Here is a 17,229-nt window from a genome sequence, read left to right as displayed (position 1 = left end):
TCAAGCCACCGGCCTCCGGTGGCTTTTTTCTTGTCCGCTTGAATCAGAAACATCAAACGGGCAATGCGATCAGGTCATGGCCTTCGGCGCCGACGATGCGCGCACGAGTGAACTCGCCGACCTTCAGCGTCTTGCTGATCTTCTCCGGTGGCAGCAGGCGAACCGTGCCGTCGATCTCCGGTGCATCTGCATATGTGCGCCCCACCCCACCCTTGCGGCCCATGCCCGGCGCTGAATCAACCAGCACCTGCATCGTCGAGCCGATGCGCTTTTGCAGCTTGGCGATCGACACGGCTTCCGCCACCTCCATGAAGCGGGCACGGCGCGCCTCGCGCTCGGCCTCGGGCAGCATGCCGGGAATGTCGTTCGCGGTTGCACCTTCGACCGGGCTGTAGGCAAAGCAGCCCGCGCGATCGATCTGCGCTTCGCGGATGAAGTCGAGCAGATGCTCGAACTCCTGCTCCGTCTCGCCAGGGAAGCCGGCAATGAAGGTGCTGCGAATCACAAGCTCAGGGCACACCTCGCGCCAACGCGCCAGCCGCTCCAGGTTCTTTTCACCGCTGGCCGGGCGCTTCATGCGCTTGAGCACATCGGGATGGCTGTGCTGCAACGGCACGTCGAGGTACGGCAGCACCTGGCCGCTCGCCATCAACGGGATGATCTCGTCGACGCTCGGATACGGGTACACATAGTGCAAACGGACCCAGGCGCCATAGGGCTCGGCGATCTCGCCGAGCGTGCGCACCAGTTCGAGCATGCGGGTCTTGACCGGCTTGCCGTCCCAGAACCCGGTGCGGTACTTCACGTCGACGCCATACGCCGAGGTGTCCTGGCTGATCACCAGCAGCTCTTTCACACCGCCTTCGAACAGCGCCTTGGCCTCGCCAAGCACGTCGCCGACCGGCCGCGACACGAGATCGCCGCGCATCGAAGGAATGATGCAGAAGGTGCAGCGATGGTTGCAGCCTTCGCTGATCTTCAGGTACGCATAGTGGCGCGGCGTCAGCTTGAGGCCGGCAATGCCGAAGGTATTCGGCACCAGGTCGATGAATGGATCGTGCGGCTTGGGCAGGTTGGCGTGCACCGCATCCATCACCTCTTGCGTGGCGTGCGGACCCGTGACGGCCAGCACACTGGGGTGCATCTGGCGCACCAGATTGCCGCCCTGGTCGCCAGTCTTGGCACCCAGGCAGCCGGTGACGATCACCCGGCCGTTCTCGGCCAGTGCTTCGCCAATGGTGTCCAGGCTTTCTTTCACCGCATCATCGATGAAGCCGCAGGTGTTGACGATCACCAGATCGGCACCCTCGAAAGTCTTTGCGGTCTGATAACCCTCTGCGCTCAGCTGGGTCAGGATCAATTCGGAATCGGTCAGGGCCTTGGGGCAGCCCAGGCTCACAAAGCCGACCTTGGGGGCGGTCGACTGGGTCGTACGTTCGGGGGAGGCAACTTCGCTCATATGCCTCTATTGTCCCAGCTATCGGTGACAGCCGGGCAATGATTGAGCATCCCCCTCCCCCGGCTGCGGCGCGGCCACCCTCGCACAACCGGACGACATTCAGGGACGCTTGATGCCAAAGGCTCCCAACACCTGCTCGGTATTTTTCTGCATCTGCTCCTGCATCTGCAAAAAGACATTCTTCGATTGCTCGACATAGTTGCCCATCAGGCCCTGGAGCATCGGCGACTGCATGGTCATGAATTTCGACCACATCTCGGGCGTCAGGCCCTCGGCCTTGTCGGCGAGCTGGGCCTGCACCTCGGTCATCGCCTGGATGTTCTTCTCGAGGTAAGGCCCCATGTAGCCCTGCATGGCCTGCCCATAGAAACGGATGATGTGCGCCAGCACCTGTTCGGTGAACATCGGCGCGCCGCCCGCCTCTTCTTCAAGAATGATCTGCAGCAGGATGCTGCGCGTAAGGTCGTCGCCCGTCTTGGCGTCGCGCACCACGAACTGGGCGCTTTGAATCACCAGTTGCTTGACCTCGGTCAGCGTGATGTACGTGGATGTCTCGGTGTCGTAGAGCCTTCGGTTGGGGTACTTCTTGATCACACGCTGTACCGGCTTGACCCCGGACTTCTTGCTCTGCACTGCGGACTCCTTCACATGGACGCCCATGTCATCGGATGATTCTAGGGAGCGCTTTTGCTGCATCGCGACAAGGTTTACCCTGACCGCGGCCTGCACTTTCGCTCAGTCCGGCGAGGTCACGTACTCGGCGCCACAGGCGTGGCAAGCAGCCGACTCGGGGCGCTCCTCGACCGCTTCTCGAAAGCGCAAGGGATTTTTCTGCCCGTAGACCACCCAGCAGCGTGGGCAGTGCTCCTGCCCCAGCGTCGGAAGATAGGCCCGAGCGCGCTGCTCGGCGCGCTCTTCGGTCAACGGCATACCCTGCCGCTGGGCGCGTGCCACTTCGCGTGCAGCCATGGTGTCGGTACGGCCACTTGCATGGTCGTTGATACCGTAGACCGCACGCGCAAACTCGATAGGGGCCTGCTTCAGCAGTGCCGCCAGGCGCTTGTCGGCATGAGCCCGATCAACCAGCGTCGATCGCGTATTCATCGGATCGCTTATCAAGAAAATTGGAGAGGATTTGCAGAACGACCAAGGTAGCACAACAACATGGCCAAGGTCTTTTTCTGCATCACCACAAGGGACGATTTGAGCACCGGGGAACCCGGTGCATGCTCTGTTCGACGGGTCCGGTGGTTGGCCGGGGTTGAAACAGAAATTGGTAGGCGCGATTGGACTCGAACCAACGACCCCCACCATGTCAAGGTGGTGCTCTAACCAGCTGAGCTACGCGCCTAAGGATGTGTCCGAGAAGCAGCTATTGTAGCAGGAGAAAACGCACTTTTCAGCGACGACGTGCAGATCGCACACCAATCACTGCAGTGACCACGCCAAGCACCTGCGTGAGCCGCGCTGCATCGGCGATTTCCACAGTGAACGTCATCCATGCCGTGCCCTTGATCGATTGCGTTTGCACGCCGATCACATTCATCTTCTCGCGCGCAAACACATCGGAGATGTCGCGCAGCAGGCCTTGGCGATCCGCAGCCTCTACAGCCACATCCACCGCGTAGACCGGCGCCTCGGCGCCCTTCTTCGCAGCGCCCCATTCGACATCGATCACGCGCTCGCCATCGCGGCCAGCCATCGTGCGGAAGTTGCTGCAGTCCGCGCGATGAACGCTGACGCCATGCCCACGGGTGACGAAGCCACGAATCGCATCGGGCGGCGCGGGCTTGCAGCACTTGGCAAGTTGCGTCATCAATGAAGACACGCCCACCACCAGCACGCCGCCCTTGCCCGACTTCTCGCTGCCGCGCGCCTTCTTGATCAGCACGCCATCGTCGGGGCCGGGCGTCGGCTCCGGCGGACGCAGCAGCGTCTCGATGTTGCGCAGCGAAAACTCATCCTTGCCGACGACTTCGAACAGATGGTCCGCCGACTTGAACCCAAGCTGCGACGCCAGGTCTTCAAGCCGCATCGCCGTCTTGCCTTCGCGCTGCAGCAGCTTCTCGACCGCCTCGCGTCCGCGCGCCACGGTCTCGTGCGTGATCTGCGCGTTGAACCACGCACGCACCTTCGCACGTGCACGGTGGCTGGCCAGATAACCCAGTTCCGCATTGAGCCAATCGCGCGAAGGCCCGCCTTCCTTGGCGGCGATGATCTCGACCGTCTGCCCATTCGACAGCGGCGTATTGAGCGGCACCATCGCACCGTCGACACGCGCGCCACGACAGCGATGGCCCAGCGTGGTGTGCACCGTGTAGGCGAAGTCGACCGGCGTCGCGCCCTGCGGCAACTCGACGATCGCAGCATCGGGCGTCAGCACATAGATGCGGTCGTCGAACAGGCCCTGCCCCTGCAGGCCGCCCGACAGATCGCGCTCCCATGCCAGCAGTTGGCGCAGCACCGCGATCTTCGCGTCGTACTCGCCGCTCGCCCAGACGCCCGCATAGCCCTTGTGGCCAGCTTCCTTGTAAGCCCAGTGCGCGGCCACGCCGTGCTCTGCGTGATCGTGCATCTCTTCAGTGCGGATCTGAATCTCGATGGGCTTGCCCGGCTTGCCATCAACCAGCTCCCGCACCACGGTGTGGAGCGACTGGTAGCCGTTCGGCTTGGGCCGGGCGATGTAGTCGTCGAACTCCTCGTCGATCGGCTGAAAGTGCGAATGCACCCAGGCCAGCGCCGCATAGCAATCCTTGACATCGGACACCACCACGCGCAGCGCGAGGATGTCGAACACCTGCGCGAAGTCGAGCGACTTGCCGCGCATCTTCTTGACGATGCTGTAGATATTCTTGGGGCGCCCCTGCACGACGGCATGCACACCCTCGGCCTGCAGCTCGCGTTCCAGTTGCGAACGCAGTTGCTCGACGTGGCCTTCGCGCTCGATGCGCTTCTCGTCGAGCAGCCGCGCGATCAGCTTGTAGGTTTCGGGTTCGAGAAAGCGGAAGGAAAGATCCTCGATCTCCCACTTCACCTGCCAGATGCCCAGCCGGTTCGCGAGCGGCGCGAACACCTGCAGCGACTCGCGCGCCACGCTCTCGGGCGCGGGCTGCTTGCTCGCGGCGGCATGGCGCAGGGTCTGCAGGCGCGAGGCCAGCCGGAGCATCACCACCCGCAGGTCGCGCGAGAACGCGAGCAGCATCTTGCGCACGTTCTCGGTCTGCGCGCCCGCACCTTCCAGGTGATTGCCCTGCGACGCCGCACGCGCCTGCTCCTGTACGCGAACCAGCTTGGTGGTTTCGACTGCGAGTGCCGCGAAGTTGTCGCCGAAGACCTTGGCGATCACCTCCTGCGGACGGTTCAGGTGCTGGCAGGCATAGACCAGATAGCTCGCCGCCTGCATGGCTTCCGAGCCTCCCATCTTCGCGACGATGGCAGCCACCGCATCCGCATGCGCGAGCGTGTTCTCGCCCGTATCGAGCTTCTCATCGGCAATCAGTGGCTCGGCGAACGCACGGGCGCGCGCGAGCATGTTCTCGATCACGGGCGTGCGGTCGGCCGTTGCGGCGGACAACGGATAGTCGACCATGATCCCCTCGGACATGGGTGCCGTCTGAAGATTCGAAGACTCGCGCTTCACGCTTCCGCTCAATCGAAGAGAAAGTCGGTGACGACAGCGATCTGCGCAGGATCGACAAGGGTCGGCGCATGGCCCACGCCGTCGAACTCGACCAGCTTTGCATGCGGGCCGCGTTGGGTCATGGCCAATGCCGTCTCGCGCGACAGCAGATCCGATACGGCGCCGCGCAGCAGCAGCGTGCGCGCGTCGATGGCGTCATACAGACCCCACATGATCGCGCCGCCTTGCGCCGCGGCTTCAGGCGTGATGGCGCGCAATGCAACGCCAATGGCAGGGTCGTAATGAAGCACCCACGATTCGGAAGCCTTGTCTTCGCCCGCATCGACCTTGGCCGCGCCATCCGCCGTGCGCTGCGATGCAGGCACCACCATGTGCTGCGACAGCGCCAGCCATTGAGCGGGCGTGTGCGGGCCGAACGTGGTCGACAGCGCCCACATCGCATCCGCAGCCGCCTGCACGCTGGCAAAGCGACCGCTTTGCCCCACGTAGGCACCGATGCGCTGCACGGCCGCGGGTTCGATCGTGGGGCCCACGTCGTTCGCGATGAAGCGCCGGATCGGCCGCGCCAATGGCAATTCCTTGTGGCCCGCCAGCACGAAGCCGATCAGGCCGCCCATGCTGGTGCCGAGGTAGTCGAGGGTATCGATCGCCTGTTCGCGCTGCAGCTGTGCAATCAACGCCACCATGTCGGCCGCATACACCGGGACTTGATAGAAGGCCGGGTCGCGCAGCCAATCGCTGCGGCCACGCCCCACCACATCGGGGCAGATCACGCGCACGTTGCCCCCCGCGCGCGCCACGATGGCCTGGGCCAGCATGTCGAAGTCGCGCCCCTGGCGGGTCAACCCGTGCACGCAGATCACGACGTGCGCGCTGCGTGCATCGCCCCATTGCCAATAGGCCATGCGATGGCCGCCCTGGGCGTCGTCGCACGCCACGTAATGAAGCGTCGGTTCAGTCATGAAAACAGTGGGGTCCTGGTGCGGATAATGGGTTCGTCGCATCCTAATTCATCCGGAGATTGATCTTCATGCTCAAAGGCAAAACCGCGCTTGTCACGGGGTCCACCAGTGGCATTGGCCTGGCCATCGCCAAGTCGCTCGCCCAGCAAGGCGCGCACATCGTGCTCAACGGTTTCGGCGATGCCGAAACACCCAAGGCCCAGATCAAAGCGCTCGGTGTTCGCGCCGAATACCACGGCGCCGACATGAGCAAGCCCGACCAGATCGAAGACATGATGAAGTTCGCCGCGTCGAAGTTCGGCCGCGTGGACATCCTCGTGAACAACGCCGGCATCCAGCATGTCGCCAAGGTCGAGGACTTTCCCACCGAACGTTGGGACGCCATCATCGCCATCAACCTCACGAGCGCATTCCATACGACGCGGCTGGCGATTCCCGCGATGCGCGAAGCCAACTGGGGCCGCGTCATCAACATCGCGTCGGCGCACGGTCTCGTGGCATCGGCACAGAAGTCGGCCTACGTGGCAGCCAAGCACGGCATCGTCGGCCTGACCAAGTCGGTGGCGCTCGAAACCGCGACCACCGGCGTCACCGTCAACGCCATCTGCCCTGGCTGGGTGTTGACGCAGCTGGTGCAAAAGCAGATCGATGACCGCGCGGCACGCGAAGGCATCACGGCGGCGCAGGCCCAGAACGAATTGCTGGGAGAAAAGCAGCCTTCGCTGCAGTTCACGACCGTCGAGCAGTTGGGCGGCCTTGCCGTCTTCCTGTGCTCGCCGGCGGCCGATCAGGTGCGGGGCGTCGCCTGGGCCATGGACGGCGGGTGGACCGCCCAATAAGAAAAGAAGAAAAGAGACTGCCTGGATTTCTCGCCAAGGCGCGGCGTGAAATCCACCACCTTCCATCCAGTGAGGTGGCGAGGTGGCACAAGCCACCGTGAGAGCAGCCCGGCAGCGCCCGCATCCGCCGGCGCCGCCAGTTCACCACTTACTTGAGCTGCACCGAGCCCGACACGCTCACAACCACATTGGTCTTGCCGGCTTCGACCGGCACAGCCGAATCGGCCGAGAACGACTTGGCCTGCATGGCCATCATGCGCGGATGGATCGGGCCGCTGTCGTTGGCATTCACCGACACTTCGCGCAGCGTGTAGCCGCCGAAGCCGAAGCCCTTGGCCAGCTCGGCCGCCTTCTGCTTGAAGTTCTCGATGGCGATGTTCTGCGCCTCGGTCTCGGTCTTGGCACGCTGCTCGCGGCTCAGGCCAAAGCCCACATTGCCCACGCCGAGCGTGGTGATGCGGCCAGCGGTCTGCGTGATGCGCGGGAAGTCGCGGCCTTCCAGCACCAGTTCGGTCGAACCCTGCCAGCCATTGATCTTTCCGTCCTTCGAGTAGCGCGGCGACAGGCTGAAGTTGCCGGTGCGCACGTCGAGCTGGCCCGGCTGCGCGTTCTTCTTGGCTTCGGTGAGCGCGGCGTCGAGCGCGGCCTTCAGCTGCGTCTGCACGGTGGCCGCATCGGCCGCATCGCGCGTGGTCACGAGCGTCATGCTCAGCATGTCCTGCTGCACCTCGACCGTGCCGGAAGCCGTGAGCTGCAGCACGTTCTGCGGCGCGGGCGTGGTCACGTTCTGGGCCAGGGCGGTACCGGCCACGGCCAGGGCGGCACAGGCGGCGAGCAATTTGATGGTGTTCTTCAAGACGATGTACTCCCTTTGTTGGAATGAAAGACAAACCCCGCGCCAGCGCCCTCAGGGGCGTTGGCCGCGCGGTGCGATCAGCGGGCGGGCCGCGGTCGGTGGTGTCGGCGCGATCCGCTCGGCAGGCTGTGATTCTGCCGAGTTCAACAAGGTTCCCGTTGCGGGCGGCGTCCACTGCCCCCGCACCTGCTGGCGCAGCTCGAACAGCTCGGCGGCCGTGAGCCGGCGGCCCGCAATGGCCTCTTCGCGGCGAATCTCCTCGCGTTGCGCCGCACGGTGGGCGGCCACCGCATCGCGCACTTCGCTGCGGCGCACCTCGCCGATCCTTAAGAAATCACCGGAAGCCGCCAGCGTCGGACCGCAGGCGAAAACGAGGATGAACGGCAAGGCGGAGAAAGGTAGTCTCATTGAGCAAAGTCACTGGGGAGCGACGACTTTGCCACTGCTGGAAGAACATCGGATGACCAGACCGCGAGCGTCCGCAAGTTTTGTAACTTAGTGTCAAACCATAAGTAAATCTGGCTCAACGAAGCCTTAACGCCTTCAGAATCGGTCCTGTTACAAATTCAACGTTGTAGAAATGACTCAAGTTCCCGCTCGCACCGACAAGATCGTGATCGTCGACGACGACGCCCGTATCCGCGACCTCCTGCGCCGCTACCTGACGCAGGAAGGTTTTGAAGTGATCGTGGCCGAAGACGGCAAGGCGCTCAACCGCATCCTGTTGCGCGACACGGTCGACCTGATCGTGCTCGACCTGATGATGCCCGGCGAAGACGGCCTCTCGGTCTGCCGCCGCCTGCGTGCCGCCAACGACCGCACGCCGATCATCATGCTCACGGCCAAGGGCGAAGACGTGGACCGCATCGTCGGTCTCGAAGTCGGCGCCGACGACTACCTGGGCAAACCGTTCAACCCGCGCGAACTGCTGGCCCGTGTGCACGCCGTGCTGCGCCGCCGTCCGCCGCTCGAAGCGCCGGGCGCCCCTTCCACCGAGAACGAGACCGTCACCTTCGGCCCGTTCGCCTTCGACCTCGGCTCGCGCACCCTGAAGAAGGATGGCGAAGAGCTCTCGCTGACCACCGGCGAGTTCGCGATGCTGAAGGCGCTGGTGCGCCATCCGCGTCAACCGCTGTCGCGTGAAAAGCTCGCCCAGCTGGCACGCGGCCGCGAGTTCGAGCCCTTCGACCGCAGCCTGGACGTGCAGATCTCGCGCCTGCGCAAGCTGGTCGAGTCCGACGCCGCGGCGCCGCGCTACATCCAGACCGTCTGGGGCGTGGGCTACGTGTTCGTGCCGGACGGCACGGCCTGACGCCCCGCTGAAAGGTGGCCATCGGCCAATCCGCCAGACCCGGCCATGCGCAGGAAGACGGTGCGCAGGTCACGATGCCCAGCCCTCTCGAGGGCAGTGGCACGCGTGACCGCCGCCCCGGCCTCAAGCTGGGCTTCAGCCTTTTCTGGCGCACTTTCTTTCTGCTCGCGCTGCTGCTGATCGGTTGCACGGTCGCGTGGCTGCAGACCTTCCGCTCGCTCGAATACGAGCCACGCGCCATCCAGACCGCGCACCAGATCGCCTCGCTCGTGAACCTCACCCGCGCGGCGCTGGTGTATTCGGACGCCATCACCCGGGTGTCGCTCATCAAGACGCTGGCCGACCAGGAAGGCGTGCGCATCCTGCCGCGCGAGCCCAACGACCGTTTCCAGCCCTACACCAGCGGCGCGCTCGACCTGCGCGTGACCGAAGAGCTGATCGACCAGCTCGGCGAAGGCACCACGGTCGCCAGCCGCGTGAACGACGAAGCGGGCCTGTGGATCGGCTTCACCATCGAGAGCGACACCTACTGGCTGCTGCTCGACCCCACGCGCTTCAGCCGCGTGGGTGGACGCACGTGGTTGGTGTGGCTCAGCACGGCGATGGCGCTGTCGCTGGCCGGCGCGGCACTCATCACGCGGCTCATCAACCTGCCGCTCAAGCAGTTGTCGCGCGCGACGATGCAGGTGCGTGAAGGCGAGTACGAGGCACACCGGCTCGACGAGCGCGCCCGCACCAACGAGATCCGCGCGGTCAACATCGGCTTCAACCGCATGGCGGACCAGCTCGCCAAGATCGAGCAAGACCGCGCCATCATGCTGGCCGGCATCTCGCACGACCTGCGCACGCCACTGGCGCGCCTTCGGCTCGAAACCGAGATGAGCGTGGCCGACGAAGACGCGCGCGACCACATGGCCGCCGACATCGCGCAGCTCGACGCGATCATCGACAAGTTCCTCGACTACGCCCGCCCCGACCATGTCGATCCGCGCCCGGTGCTGCTGCGCGACGTGGTCGATGCCTGTACCTACGCGGTGCAGGACTACGAAGAGATGAACATCACCGTCGACGTGCCCGCCGACCTGCGGGTGCTGGGCGACGAGGTCGAGCTCACGCGCGTGATCTCCAACCTGGTCGAGAACGCGCGGCGCTATGGCAAGACGCCGTCCACCGGCGTGGCCGACGTCACGATCCAGGCGCAGGCCAACAACGATGCGGTGCTGATCAAGGTGCGCGACCACGGCGCAGGCGTCGAGCCCGCCCTGCTCTCGCAGCTGACCAAGCCTTTCTTCCGTGGCGACGCGGCGCGCACTTCGGCCGCTGGCGCTGGCCTGGGCCTGTCGATCGTGGCGAAGAACATCGAGCGCATGGGCGGCACCTTCGCGCTGACCAGCACACCGGGGCGCGGCCTGGCGGCGCACATCCGGATGCCGCGCGCCATGCCCGAAGGCAAACCGGCGCCGAAGCCGGGCGAGCTGCCACCGGGCAAGAAGATCTGAAGAGCCCCCTGCTGCCGCCCCGCCACCAGGGCCTCAGGGGCTGACTTCAGCGGTGCAGCAGGACGGCCGCACGTGCTTCCATGGCGCGGCCCTCGCCCACCGGGCCGAGCTTCTCGGCCGTCTTGGCCTTCACGTTCACCTGATCGACCGCAAGGCCCAGCGTGCCGGCGATGCGCTGGCACATGGCCGGAATGTGCGGCGCAAGCTTGGGCGCCTGCGCGATCACGGTGCTGTCGACATTGCCGATCTCCCAGCCCGCCGCCCGCACGCGGCGCGCCGCCTCGGCCAGCAGCACCGCCGAATCGGCACCGCGAAACTGCGGATCGGTGTCGGGAAAGTGCCGGCCGATGTCGCCCAGCCCGGCACCGCCGAGCAACGCATCGGTGATCGCGTGCAGCAACACGTCGGCGTCCGAATGGCCGAGCAGGCCCGTGACGTGCGGCACTTCGACGCCGCCCAGGATCAGCTTGCGCCCTTCGACGAGCTGGTGAACGTCCCAGCCTTCGCCGACGCGGATGTTGAACGGCGTCGTCATGCCATGGCTTTCTTGCGACCGAGCAGAACCGCCTCGGCCAGTGCGAAGTCTTCGGGAAAGGTGACCTTGAAGTTCTGCGCGCTGCCCGGCACCAGCAGCGGCGACAGCCCGATGGCCTCGATCGCGCTGGCTTCGTCGGTCACGGTGTCGCCCACGCGCTCCAGCGCATCGAGCAGCATGCCCAGGCGGAACATCTGCGGCGTCTGCGCCAGCCACTTGTCGGCGCGCGGCAGGGTCTGCGCCACGCGGCTTTCGGTCGTCGATGCCTTCAGCGTGTCGGCCAGACGGTGGGCCAGCAGCCCACCCACGGCGTCGTGTTCGCAGGCGGCGATCAGCGCCTCGATCTGGCTCGAGGTGACGAGGCAGCGGGCCGCGTCGTGCACCAGCACCCAGTCGTGCGCGCCGGCGCCCTTCTGCCGCAGCGCCAGCAGGCCGTTGCGCACCGTGGCGGCGCGTGTCAGGCCGCCCACGCGCAGCAGGTGCTCGCCCTGGGTCGGAAAGCGCGGCAGCACCGCGTCCACGTCGCGGTCGTCCGGCGACACCACCAGCGCCAGCCCGGCAAACCGGCCCACCAGCGCACGAAAGGCCTCCAGTGTGTGGGCCACCATCGGCTGGCCGGCCAGGCGCCGGTACTGCTTGGGCTGCGTGGACTGGGCGTGTCCCGCACGGTGGCCGGAGCCGGCGCAGGGAATCAGCACGAAAAGTCGGGAAGAAGACATGAGCTCCTGTACGGGCCGATGGCCGACAAGCGGATAAAGGGCCGCCATTCTAGAATTGCCCTTCGCACACCCCTCGCCAGCCGGCGCGGGGTGTTGTGCATTTTTCGAACCGCTCCATGGACCTCCCCCATCTCACGGCAGGCAAGCGTTTCACGCTGCCGCGTCCCCCGTTGTCGGCCGATGCCCTGTTGCTCGCGCAGCTGGGCATGCGCGAGAAAAACGCGGGCCGCGCCACCGCGATGTTCACGGCCGACGCCAACGACGCGCAGCGGCTCATCGACGAGATCGCCTTCTTTGCGCCCGAGCTGCGCTGCGCCCTGTTCCCTGACTGGGAAACACTGCCCTACGACAGCTTCTCGCCGCACCAGGACCTGATCAGCGAACGGCTCGCCACGCTCTGGCGCATCAGCCAGAAAGAAGCCGACGTGGTGCTGGTGCCTGCCACCACCGCGCTCTACCGGCTGGCGCCGCCAGCGTTCCTGGCGGGCTACACCTTCCACTTCAAGGCCAAGCAGAAGCTGGAAGAGTCCAAGCTCAAGGCCCAGCTCACGCTGGCCGGCTACAGCCACGTGACGCAGGTGGTGAGCCCCGGCGAATACGCGGTGCGCGGCGGGCTGATCGACCTGTTCCCCATGGGCTCGCCGGTGCCCTTCCGCGTCGACCTGTTCGACGACGAGATCGACACCATCCGCACCTTCGATCCCGACACCCAGCGCAGCCTGTACCCGGTGCCCGAAGTACGCCTGCTGCCCGGCCGCGAATTCCCGATGGACGACGACGCCCGCGGCCGCTTTCGAAGCCGCTGGCGCGAACTGCTCGAAGGCGATCCGACCAAGAGCCGCATCTACAAGGACATGGGCAACGGCGTGGCCACCGCCGGCATCGAGTACTACCTGCCACTGTTCTTCGACGAGACGGCCACGGTGTTCGACTACCTCGGCCCCGACGCCACCATCGTGCTGCACGGCGACCTGGAGCCCGCGTTCCAGCATTTCTGGCAGGACACGAACGAGCGCTACCGGTTGGTGCAGGGCGACCCCGAACGCCCGGCGCTGCCACCCGAAGCCTTGTTCCTGAACGCCGAGCAGTTCTACCAGCGCGCCAAGCCGCACGCCCAGCTCGCGATTCGCGGCCATGCGGGCGGCGGCGACGCCATCGAAACGCCCTACGCCGAGTTCGACAAGCTCCCGCCATTCGCCGTGGTGCGCGGCGCCGAAGATCCGCTGGTCGGTCTGAAGGCGCACATTGCCAGCACGCCGCATCGTGTGCTGATGATTGCCGAGAGCGACGGGCGGCGCGAGAGCCTGCTCGACTTCCTGCGCGCCAGCGGCGTGAGCCCGCCGGCCTTCGATTCGCTGGCCGAGTTCGAGGCCTCGCCCGACGAAAAGATCGGCATCGCCACCGCCGCGCTGGCCTCGGGCTTTGCGTGGCGCGAGCAAGGCATCGACCTCGTCACCGAGACCGAACTGTTCGCCACCGCGCCGACCACCCGCCGCCGCAACAAGAAGCAAGAGCAGGTCAGCGACGTCGAGGCGCTCATCAAGGACCTGTCGGAGCTGAACGTCGGCGACCCGGTGGTCCACACCGCGCACGGCATCGGCCGCTACCGGGGCCTGATCCACATGGACCTGGGCCAGGGCAACGGCCCCGACGGCAAGCCGCTGCTGCAGGAGATGCTGCACCTGGAGTACGCCGACAAGGCCACCCTGTACGTGCCCGTGTCGCAACTGCACCAGATCAGCCGCTACACCGGCGTCAGCGCCGACGAGGCCCCGTTGCACAAGCTGGGCTCCGGCCAGTGGGAAAAGGCCAAGCGCAAGGCGGCCGAACAGGTGCGCGACTCGGCCGCCGAACTGCTCAACATCTACGCCCGCCGCGCCGCGCGCGAAGGCCATGCCTTCCGCTATTCGCCGGCCGACTACGAGGTGTTCGCCAACGACTTCGGCTTCCAGGAAACGGCCGACCAGAAGGCCGCGATCCACGCGGTGGTGCAGGACATGATCTCGCCGCAGCCGATGGACCGCCTTGTGTGTGGCGACGTCGGTTTCGGCAAGACCGAAGTGGCCCTGCGCGCGGCCTTCATCGCCGTCACCGGCGGCAAGCAGGTGGCGTTTCTTGCGCCGACCACGCTGCTGGCCGAACAGCATTACCAGACGCTGGTCGACCGCTTCGCCAAGTGGCCGGTGAAGGTGGCCGAAATGAGCCGCTTCCGCTCGGCCAAGGAGATCACGGCCGCCGCCAAGGGGCTGGCCGAAGGCCAGGTCGACATCGTGGTGGGCACGCACAAGCTGCTTTCGCAGTCGGTCAAGTTCAAGAACCTGGGCCTGCTCATCATCGACGAGGAGCACCGCTTCGGCGTGCGCCACAAAGAGGCGATGAAGGCAATGCGCGCCGAGGTCGACGTGCTCACGCTCACCGCCACGCCGATTCCGCGCACGCTGGGCATGGCCCTCGAAGGCCTGCGCGACCTGAGCGTGATCGCCACCGCGCCGCAGCGGCGGCTGGCCATCAAGACCTTCGTGCGCAACGAGGGCACCGGCGTGATCCGCGAAGCCGTGCTGCGCGAGTTGAAGCGCGGCGGGCAAGTCTACTTTCTGCACAACGAGGTCGAGACCATCGAGAACCGGCGCCAGAAGCTCGAAGAGATCCTTCCCGAGGCCCGCATCGCCGTGGCCCACGGCCAGATGCCCGAGCGCGAGCTGGAGCGCGTGATGCGCGACTTCGTGGCCCAGCGCTACAACCTGCTGCTGTGCTCGACCATCATCGAGACCGGCATCGACGTGCCGACCGCCAACACCATCGTGATGAGCCGCGCCGACAAGTTCGGCCTGGCGCAGCTGCACCAGCTGCGGGGCCGCGTCGGTCGCTCGCACCACCAAGCCTACGCGTACCTGATGGTGCCGGACACCGAAGGCCTGACCAAGCAGGCGGCCCAGCGGCTCGATGCCATCCAGCAGATGGAAGAACTGGGCTCGGGCTTCTACCTGGCGATGCACGACCTGGAAATCCGCGGCACGGGCGAAGTGCTCGGCGAGAACCAGAGCGGCAACATGATGGAGATCGGCTTCCAGCTCTACAACGAGATGCTGAGCGAGGCCGTGCGCGCGCTCAAGGCCGGGCAGGAGCCCGATCTGCTGTCGCCGCTGTCGGTCACGACCGAGATCAACCTGCATGCCCCCGCCCTCCTGCCCGACGACTACTGCGGCGACGTGCACCTGCGACTGTCGTTCTACAAGAAGCTGGCCACCGCCAAGACGCCCGACCAGATCGATACGCTGCTCGAAGAGATCGTCGACCGGTTCGGCAAGCTGCCGCCGCAGGCGCAGACGCTGATCGACACGCACCGGCTGCGCGTGCTGGCGCGGCCGTATGGCGTGGTCAAGGTCGATGCGGCGCCGGGCATCATCAACATCACCTTCAAGAAAGATCCGCCGGTCGATTCGATGGCCATCATCCAGCTGATCCAGAAGAACAAGCACATCAAGCTCGCCGGCAACGAAAAGCTGCGCATCGAGCGCGAACTGAAAGAGCCGAAGGAGCGTGCGCAGATGGTGCGCGATGTGCTGCGCAGCCTCGGTCAACCCCTCGTCAAGGAACCTGCCCCCGCATGAGCCCCCTGAGCGCAACTCAAGAAATCTCCCCCGGCCTCGTCATCCAGCGCGTGAAGCCGCCGCTGGTGCTGGCCGACTTCAAGCTGATCGCGTTCGACATGGATTCGACGCTGATCAACATCGAATGCATCGACGAGATCGCCGATGCCGTCGGCAAGAAGGCCGAGGTGGCCGCGATCACCGAAGCCACGATGCGCGGCGAGATCAAGGACTTCAAGGAAAGCCTGCGCCGGCGCGTGGCGCTGCTCAAGGGCGTGCCCGTCGCGGCGCTGCAGCAGGTGTACGACGAGCGCCTGCAGCTCAACCCGGGCGCTGCCGAGCTGGTCGCTGCCTGCAAGAAGGCCGGTCTCAAGGTGCTGCTGGTGTCGGGTGGCTTCACCTTCTTCGCGAACCGCGTGAAGGAGCGGCTGGGCATCGACTTTGCGCGCTCCAACCTGCTCGACGAAGCCGACGGGCACCTCACCGGACAGGTCGTCACGCAAAGCTGGGGCGACATCTGCGACGGCGCAGAAAAGCGCCGCACGCTGCTCGAGATCGCCTCGCTGATGGGCATTTCGCCGCAGGAGACCATCGCCGTGGGCGATGGCGCCAACGACCTTCCGATGATGGGCGAAGCGGGCCTTTCGGTGGCCTACCACGCCAAGCCGAAGGTGCGCGAACAGGCCATGGTGGCCATCAACGAAGGCGGGCTCGACCGCCTGCTGGACATCGTCAAATGACCACGCCCGCAGACACTGCCGCCCCGCTCTACCGCGCCGACGCGCTCCAGGACTACGCTAGCGCCCTGCTGCAGAAAGCCGGGCTCGCCGCAGCGATGGCCGACAGCGTCGCGCGCACGCTGGTCGAAGGCGACCTGCTGGGCCACGACACGCACGGCCTGGCGCTGCTGGCTGGCTATGTGAAGGAAATCGAATCGGGCGGCATGACCCGCGACGGCGCACCCGAAGTGCTGTCGGACCGCCCCGCCGCCGTGCTGTGGGACGGCAAGCGCCTGCCCGGCCCCTGGCTCATGGACCAGGGCATGGACTTGCTGATTCCGCGAGCGCGCGAACTCGGCACCGCCTCGCTGGTCATTCGCCGCAGCCACCATATCGCCTGCCTCGCGGTCTACATGCTGCGCGCGCTGCAGGAAGACATGCTGATGCTGCTGGCCTGCTCCGACCCGAACACGGCCAGCGTCGCGCCCTTCGGCGGCACGCAGGCGGTGTTCACGCCGAATCCGCTGGCGATGGGTTTTCCGCTGTCGCAGGGCGGCGTGATGGTCGACATCTCGGCCTCGATCACCACCAACGGCATGAGCAACCGCAAGCGCGCGGCCGGCGAGACCTTTGCCGAAGAATGGCTGATCGACGCTGCCGGCAAGCCGTCGAACAACCCGCAGGTGCTGTTCGACCAGCCGCCCGGCACGCTGCTGCCGGTCGGTGGCCTGAGCCACGGGCACAAGGGCTACGGGATGGCGCTGCTGGTCGAAACACTGACCGGCGGCCTGGCCGGCTTTGGCCGCGCGGACCCGCCCGAAGGCTGGGGTGCCACCGTGCACATCACGCTGCACGACCTGCATGCATTCGGCGGAAAAGAAGCCTTCCTGCGCCAGATGGACCATGTGGCGGCCCAGTGCCGGAGCAACACGCCCATCGACCCGGCGAAGCCGGTGCGGCTGCCGGGTGAAGGCGGTTTGAAGCGTCGGGAGGGGCAATCGAAGAACGGGGTGCGGCTGCATCCGTCGATTGCGCGTTCGCTGCAGGAGGCCGAACAGCGCCACGGGCTGGCGCTGGCCCGCGCGCTGTGGGTCTGACG

At 65.9% G+C, this 17,229-nt stretch carries 15 protein-coding genes and 1 tRNA gene; 6 read left to right on the top strand and 10 right to left on the bottom strand.

The annotated features are described in order from the left end of the window. Nucleotides 1-52: 52 nt before the first annotated feature. The 6 genes from rimO to ACGLHS_RS13925 all read right to left on the bottom strand — a co-directional run bounded on the left by rimO (nucleotide 53) and on the right by ACGLHS_RS13925 (nucleotide 6,103). Nucleotides 53-1,459 carry a 30S ribosomal protein S12 methylthiotransferase RimO gene (rimO, locus tag ACGLHS_RS13950; RefSeq protein ID WP_093241196.1) on the bottom strand — a complete coding sequence of 469 codons (1,407 nt, stop codon included), beginning with the start codon at nucleotides 1,457-1,459 and terminating at the stop codon, nucleotides 53-55. A 99-nt stretch (nucleotides 1,460-1,558) separates the two neighbouring features. Next, nucleotides 1,559-2,119, bottom strand: coding sequence for a polyhydroxyalkanoate synthesis repressor PhaR (phaR, locus tag ACGLHS_RS13945; RefSeq protein ID WP_093241199.1), 561 nt, complete (start codon nucleotides 2,117-2,119; stop codon nucleotides 1,559-1,561). 75 nt (nucleotides 2,120-2,194) lie between these two features. Further along, complete coding sequence (locus ACGLHS_RS13940) at nucleotides 2,195-2,563, bottom strand: hypothetical protein (RefSeq protein ID WP_394480492.1); 369 nt, start codon at nucleotides 2,561-2,563, stop codon at nucleotides 2,195-2,197. Between the two features lie 170 nt (nucleotides 2,564-2,733). Beyond that, nucleotides 2,734-2,810: transfer RNA gene (locus tag ACGLHS_RS13935), tRNA-Val, on the bottom strand. Between the two features lie 48 nt (nucleotides 2,811-2,858). Next, nucleotides 2,859-5,063, bottom strand: a complete 2,205-nt coding sequence (locus tag ACGLHS_RS13930; RefSeq protein WP_394480490.1) for a RelA/SpoT family protein — start codon at nucleotides 5,061-5,063, stop codon at nucleotides 2,859-2,861. A 44-nt stretch (nucleotides 5,064-5,107) separates the two neighbouring features. Next, nucleotides 5,108-6,103 (bottom strand): alpha/beta fold hydrolase, encoded by a 996-nt coding sequence (locus tag ACGLHS_RS13925; RefSeq protein ID WP_394480488.1) that lies wholly within the window; start codon nucleotides 6,101-6,103, stop codon nucleotides 5,108-5,110. Between the two features lie 26 nt (nucleotides 6,104-6,129). Between ACGLHS_RS13925 and ACGLHS_RS13920 the strand changes: the two genes are divergently transcribed. After that, nucleotides 6,130-6,900, top strand: a complete 771-nt coding sequence (locus ACGLHS_RS13920) for a 3-hydroxybutyrate dehydrogenase (RefSeq protein WP_394480486.1) — start codon at nucleotides 6,130-6,132, stop codon at nucleotides 6,898-6,900. A 148-nt stretch (nucleotides 6,901-7,048) separates the two neighbouring features. On the opposite strand, the gene ACGLHS_RS13915 is transcribed toward ACGLHS_RS13920, so the two are convergent. Both ACGLHS_RS13915 and ACGLHS_RS13910 read right to left on the bottom strand, forming a co-directional pair. Next, nucleotides 7,049-7,756 (bottom strand): SIMPL domain-containing protein, encoded by a 708-nt coding sequence (locus tag ACGLHS_RS13915; RefSeq protein ID WP_093241212.1) that lies wholly within the window; start codon nucleotides 7,754-7,756, stop codon nucleotides 7,049-7,051. A 51-nt stretch (nucleotides 7,757-7,807) separates the two neighbouring features. Next, nucleotides 7,808-8,143 (bottom strand): hypothetical protein, encoded by a 336-nt coding sequence (locus tag ACGLHS_RS13910; protein ID WP_256327323.1) that lies wholly within the window; start codon nucleotides 8,141-8,143, stop codon nucleotides 7,808-7,810. Between the two features lie 193 nt (nucleotides 8,144-8,336). Here ACGLHS_RS13910 and ompR point away from each other — a divergent pair, with 193 nt between their 5' ends. Further along, on the top strand, nucleotides 8,337-9,068 hold the full coding sequence (gene ompR / locus ACGLHS_RS13905; RefSeq protein WP_007837017.1) for a two-component system response regulator OmpR: 732 nt from the start codon (nucleotides 8,337-8,339) through the stop codon (nucleotides 9,066-9,068). Nucleotides 9,069-9,142: 74 nt separating this feature from the next. After that, the gene (locus ACGLHS_RS13900; protein ID WP_093241760.1) at nucleotides 9,143-10,567 is read left to right on the top strand and encodes a sensor histidine kinase; all 1,425 of its coding nucleotides are present in this window, start codon (nucleotides 9,143-9,145) and stop codon (nucleotides 10,565-10,567) included. 46 nt (nucleotides 10,568-10,613) lie between these two features. Here ACGLHS_RS13900 and ispF read toward each other — a convergent pair whose 3' ends face one another. Together ispF and ispD are read right to left on the bottom strand one after the other, a co-directional pair. Continuing rightward, nucleotides 10,614-11,102, bottom strand: a complete 489-nt coding sequence (gene ispF, locus ACGLHS_RS13895) for a 2-C-methyl-D-erythritol 2,4-cyclodiphosphate synthase (protein WP_093241218.1) — start codon at nucleotides 11,100-11,102, stop codon at nucleotides 10,614-10,616. Next, nucleotides 11,099-11,821 (bottom strand): 2-C-methyl-D-erythritol 4-phosphate cytidylyltransferase, encoded by a 723-nt coding sequence (ispD, locus tag ACGLHS_RS13890; RefSeq protein ID WP_394480481.1) that lies wholly within the window; start codon nucleotides 11,819-11,821, stop codon nucleotides 11,099-11,101. Before ispD ends, ispF begins: the two co-directional genes overlap by 4 nt. A 116-nt stretch (nucleotides 11,822-11,937) precedes the next feature. On the opposite strand from ispD, the gene mfd reads away from it, so the two are divergent. The 3 genes from mfd to ACGLHS_RS13875 are packed head-to-tail and all read left to right on the top strand — an operon-like array spanning nucleotide 11,938 to nucleotide 17,227. Then, nucleotides 11,938-15,432, top strand: coding sequence for a transcription-repair coupling factor (gene mfd, locus ACGLHS_RS13885; RefSeq protein ID WP_394480479.1), 3,495 nt, complete (start codon nucleotides 11,938-11,940; stop codon nucleotides 15,430-15,432). A 5-nt stretch (nucleotides 15,433-15,437) separates the two neighbouring features. Beyond that, nucleotides 15,438-16,151 (top strand): phosphoserine phosphatase SerB, encoded by a 714-nt coding sequence (gene serB / locus ACGLHS_RS13880; protein ID WP_394481452.1) that lies wholly within the window; start codon nucleotides 15,438-15,440, stop codon nucleotides 16,149-16,151. After that, the gene (locus ACGLHS_RS13875; protein WP_394480477.1) at nucleotides 16,148-17,227 is read left to right on the top strand and encodes an Ldh family oxidoreductase; all 1,080 of its coding nucleotides are present in this window, start codon (nucleotides 16,148-16,150) and stop codon (nucleotides 17,225-17,227) included. The genes serB and ACGLHS_RS13875 overlap by 4 nt, the downstream gene beginning before the upstream one ends. Nucleotides 17,228-17,229: the final 2 nt, after the last annotated feature.

It is taken from the genome of Variovorax sp. VaC1 (assembly GCF_043658315.1).
Classification (GTDB): Bacteria; Pseudomonadota; Gammaproteobacteria; order Burkholderiales; family Burkholderiaceae_C; genus Variovorax.
This window is presented reverse-complemented; position numbering and strand designations above follow the sequence as displayed.

Excerpts from the sequence above, each read along its gene's own strand:
- ACGLHS_RS13925 (WP_394480488.1), bottom strand. The coding sequence starts at position 6,103 with ATGCGACGAACCCATTATCCGCACCAGGACCCCACTGTTTTCATGACT.
- ispF (WP_093241218.1), bottom strand. The coding sequence starts at position 11,102 with ATGACGACGCCGTTCAACATCCGCGTCGGCGAAGGCTGGGACGTTCAC.
- phaR (WP_093241199.1), bottom strand. The coding sequence starts at position 2,119 with ATGGGCGTCCATGTGAAGGAGTCCGCAGTGCAGAGCAAGAAGTCCGGG.
- ACGLHS_RS13940 (WP_394480492.1), bottom strand. The coding sequence starts at position 2,563 with ATGAATACGCGATCGACGCTGGTTGATCGGGCTCATGCCGACAAGCGC.
- ACGLHS_RS13930 (WP_394480490.1), bottom strand. The coding sequence starts at position 5,063 with ATGTCCGAGGGGATCATGGTCGACTATCCGTTGTCCGCCGCAACGGCC.
- mfd (WP_394480479.1), top strand. The coding sequence starts at position 11,938 with ATGGACCTCCCCCATCTCACGGCAGGCAAGCGTTTCACGCTGCCGCGT.
- ompR (WP_007837017.1), top strand. The coding sequence starts at position 8,337 with ATGACTCAAGTTCCCGCTCGCACCGACAAGATCGTGATCGTCGACGAC.
- ispD (WP_394480481.1), bottom strand. The coding sequence starts at position 11,821 with ATGTCTTCTTCCCGACTTTTCGTGCTGATTCCCTGCGCCGGCTCCGGC.
- ACGLHS_RS13920 (WP_394480486.1), top strand. The coding sequence starts at position 6,130 with ATGCTCAAAGGCAAAACCGCGCTTGTCACGGGGTCCACCAGTGGCATT.
- ACGLHS_RS13875 (WP_394480477.1), top strand. The coding sequence starts at position 16,148 with ATGACCACGCCCGCAGACACTGCCGCCCCGCTCTACCGCGCCGACGCG.
- ACGLHS_RS13900 (WP_093241760.1), top strand. The coding sequence starts at position 9,143 with ATGCCCAGCCCTCTCGAGGGCAGTGGCACGCGTGACCGCCGCCCCGGC.
- rimO (WP_093241196.1), bottom strand. The coding sequence starts at position 1,459 with ATGAGCGAAGTTGCCTCCCCCGAACGTACGACCCAGTCGACCGCCCCC.